Source organism: Streptomyces hirsutus (assembly GCF_001418415.1).
In the GTDB taxonomy this organism is placed as follows: Bacteria; Actinomycetota; Actinomycetes; order Streptomycetales; family Streptomycetaceae; genus Streptomyces; species Streptomyces hirsutus.
On sequence record NZ_LIQT01000669.1, the window covers coordinates 1 to 3,585 of the forward strand.

General features: G+C 70.9%; 2 protein-coding genes and 1 pseudogene. 2 read left to right on the forward strand and 1 reads right to left on the reverse strand.

Going from position 1 to position 3,585, the window contains the following annotated elements; genetic code table 11:
- Positions 1 to 77, reverse strand: a pseudogene (locus tag AOK11_RS43690) (pirin); the annotation flags it as partial.
- Between the two features lie 439 nt (positions 78 to 516).
- On the opposite strand from AOK11_RS43690, the gene AOK11_RS37050 reads away from it, so the two are divergent.
- Both AOK11_RS37050 and AOK11_RS37055 read left to right on the forward strand, forming a co-directional pair.
- Positions 517 to 2,541: a LodA/GoxA family CTQ-dependent oxidase gene (locus AOK11_RS37050; protein ID WP_055598014.1), complete on the forward strand. Its 2,025-nt coding sequence runs from the start codon at positions 517 to 519 to the stop codon at positions 2,539 to 2,541.
- Positions 2,538 to 3,585, forward strand: a 1,048-nt coding sequence (locus tag AOK11_RS37055) for an NAD(P)/FAD-dependent oxidoreductase (RefSeq protein ID WP_338058969.1), incomplete at its 3' end; no start/stop codon positions are given. The genes AOK11_RS37050 and AOK11_RS37055, both read left to right, overlap by 4 nt.

Genomic DNA, 3,585 nt, shown 5'->3' on the forward strand with positions numbered 1-3,585 from the left:
CCGAACCGCGTGCCTTCCCTCCAGTCCCGGCGGGCCTGCTCGATCTCCTCCTGGGTGCGGCCGATCCAGTTCCGGAACACAACGAACCGTGCGCACATCCGTGCAGGTCGGCGGTGTTCCGGAACGCCGACGGTCAGCAGACTGTCAGCATCGGTCCCGGAGGAGTCGGCAACCGTGAGTGCCACGGCCCTGGTTCGTGGGACGGGGTCGTTCTTCAAGGAGTGTGAGCATCCGCGGTCGCGGTGGTCGAAGTGCCCGCACGCGTACAGGATCCGGTAGCGGTCCGCGGCCGGGAAGCAGGTGAAGAAGTCCGGGGGCGCGGCCGGGACAAGGCCATCGCGCGTTTGACGGAGATCTGCAACGCGAAGAAGGCGGCGCCGCGGGGGCAGGCGAAGGCAAAGCGAACCGCCTGGCCCGACGGCGTGAAGCCGCCCCTCCAACGGCCTCACGCGACCTGCGGAGACACCCGCACCCATGCCTATGTTCGGCTCGGCACGTCCGACCGAAAGGCTCCCCATGGACCAGCAGATCGTGCAGGTGAAGATCCATCCGGCGATCGGCGTCGCCCGGGTCGGCAACAGCTCCGCAGCGCCGTTCATCGGCCCTGAATCACCGCACCAGAAGCCGCTTCCCCCCGGTTCCCGCAAGGACGCCTGCGGGGCGATCACCAAGCAGGCGGCCCGCTTCCGGGTCTACGGCTACAACCAGGCCGGCGAGGTCGTACGGGAGCTAAAGCTCGGCCAGGACGGCGTGAGCGAGATCCGCTGGTCGGTGCACCTGGCCAACAAGAAGGCCTCCTGGTACCGCTTCCACGTCCCGCTCGACATCCCCGAGGCGGCTTCGCTCACGCCGGAACAGAGGGGAAGGCGCAACGCCGACGTGATCGGCGCCGAGCGCCGGAAACTCGTCATCGACCCCGGCATCCGCACGATCCGCGCCTCCCTGCACGACGTGGGCACCTTCGACACCGGCACGATCATGGGCCGCAAGGTCCCGCTCGGCAGGATCTCCACCGAGTCCACCGGCCGCCTGCTCGTCGTCGGCGGCAACGGGAAGTCGGCCTCCTACGCCACCCCCGAGAAGCCGATCACCGGCGTCGCCAACAACGACACCTGGTACGACGACGTCTCCGACGGCCCCGTCACCGCACAGGTCACCATCGGCGGTCAGAGCAGGACGGCGACACCGGCCTGGGTCGTGGTGGCCCCACCGCACTACGCACCCGGCGTGAAGACCGTCCGCACCCTCTACGACGTAGTCCAGGACGTGTTCATCACGGAGGGAACACCGCCGGGCGACGACGTCGTCTCCTACGCCGACCACATCGAGCCCATCCTCAGCAGATTCTGCGGGCTCCAGTGGACCAACCACGGCTTCGCCACCCAGTTCGGCTGGAAGGGCCCGTACGACTTCCTCGACCCCGCGCTGCGCGCACGCTTCGCCGACCCGGGTACCGGCAGCCAGGAACTGCGCCGCCAGATCTACGTCCAGATGCGCGACTGGGAACGGGACGGAACGTCACCGCTGCCGTGGCCCTGGCTGTACGGCGACGCGATGTCCAGCGGCAGGGGCACGTCGGTACGGCAGCACATCATGCTCTCCCCGACCCAGGACCGACTGCTCGCCCGGTGGGCCGAGGGACGCTTCCAGCCCGGCCCGCTCCACGAGCACCACGAGGACGTCGACAAGGCACCCGTCGGCGAGCAACCGGCCCTGCTCGACCGGGCCTCACTGGAGAACTGCGCCGGGGACGCCTTCCACCCCGGCTGCGAGGTCACCTGGACCGTACGGAACAAGACCATGTACGCCGAGCCCTTCCGCATCCTGCACCGGGCACCGGACAACCCCGAACGCGACTACGGCGACGTCCTCAGCGACCAGGAGGTCAAGTCCGAGGACGGCCCGCTGCACGCACAGGGCCCGGGAGACCTCACCCGCTGGATGGCCGCCCCCTGGCAGTGCGACGCCGCCAGCTGCCGCTCCGGCTACCAGCTGCTCAGCGGCCTGGGCCCGCGCTACAGCCCCTACCTGCCCACCTTCTGGCCTGCCCAGGTCCCCAACCACGTGCTGAAGCACTCCGACTTCGACATCGTCAACGACCCCGCCGCCGATCTGAAGACCAGAGAGCGCGCGTTCGAACGACGTGCCGTGTGGCTGCGCGGTCTGACCGGCTCCGACGCCATCGAACAGCGCCGTCAGATGATCGACGACTGGCCGGACTTCGGCATCGTGGAGACCCACCGGTACGAGGTCGGGGACGGCCGGTTCCCGGAGTTCATCCAGGTCGAGTCCGTCCCCGGCGAGCGACTGCGAGAGGCGCCCGACCACGCCAATCTCGTCAACGTCCAGGTCCCCCAGGCGGCCGGCCCCCAGCTCGCCGCGGAAGCCGGCACCTGGAGCGGAGACCTGCCGGCCGAACAGGTCGAGGCCGCCCTGGTGGCCCAGGCCATCGCCGAGGCCATGCACGCCACCGGCCACGACGAGGCGGCCATCGCCGCCGGCTACCTGGAGAAGCTCGACCCGCTCCACGCCTCCCGGTGACCCGCACGACGGTGCCGTACGGCCCGCGACGCGACCACTACGACGTCATGGTCGCGGGCGGCGGCCCCGCCGGCTGTGCCGCCGCTCTCACCCTGTCCAGGGCGGGCCGTACGGTGCTCCTCGCCGACTCCGCGACCGGTCCGCCCAAGACCGGTGAGACCCTTGTGCCGGCGGCGCGCCTGCTCCTGCACGACCTGCAGGTCGCCGACAGCGTCCTGGCCTCGGGACATCTACCGTGCCACGGTAACCACTCCGCCTGGGGATCCACCGCCCTGCATACCGTCGACTTCATTCGCGATCCCTACGGCCACGGCTGGCACCTGGACCGCCCGCTGTTCGACCGCACCCTGCGCGCCGCAGTCCGCGCGGCGGGAGCGGACCTGGCCGAACACACCGCCGTACGCCGTCCCGTGCGTCTTCGCGACGGCACCTGGCGGCTCATCCTGCGCGTCGCCCACGCCAGACCGCGTGCCGTGACCTGCCGCTGGATCGTCGACGCAACCGGCCGACGCGCCGCGATCGCCGTCACAGCCGGTGCCCGCAGACACGTCGAGGACCGCCTGACCGCCTATCACCTCACCCTCGACGCCCTGCCCGGTGCCACCGACGGCCACTCCCTGGTCGAATCCGCCCCCGACGGCTGGTGGTACACCGCCCTGCTGCCCTCCCGCCGCCGCCTCGTCTCCTACTTCACCGACCCCGACCTGTTCACCCCCACGGACTTCCGCCGCAGCCTCCTCACCACCCGGTACGTGGCGCCCGCCGCCCACCCTCACGGGCTCGACACGCTGAGCCCTCCCCATCGCGCCCCCGCCCACAGCGCCCACCTGGACCACCTCCACGGCGACGGCTGGATCGCGGCGGGGGACGCCGCCGTCGCCTTCGACCCCCTGTCCTCCCAGGGCGTCCTCACCGCCCTCTATACCGGACTCTGCGCGGGCCAGGCGATCGACGCCCGTCTGTGGGGTGCCCCAGGCGCCCTCGACGCCTACACAGCCAGGATCAGCGCTGCCCGAGTCGCCTACCACCACGCCCACCGGACGG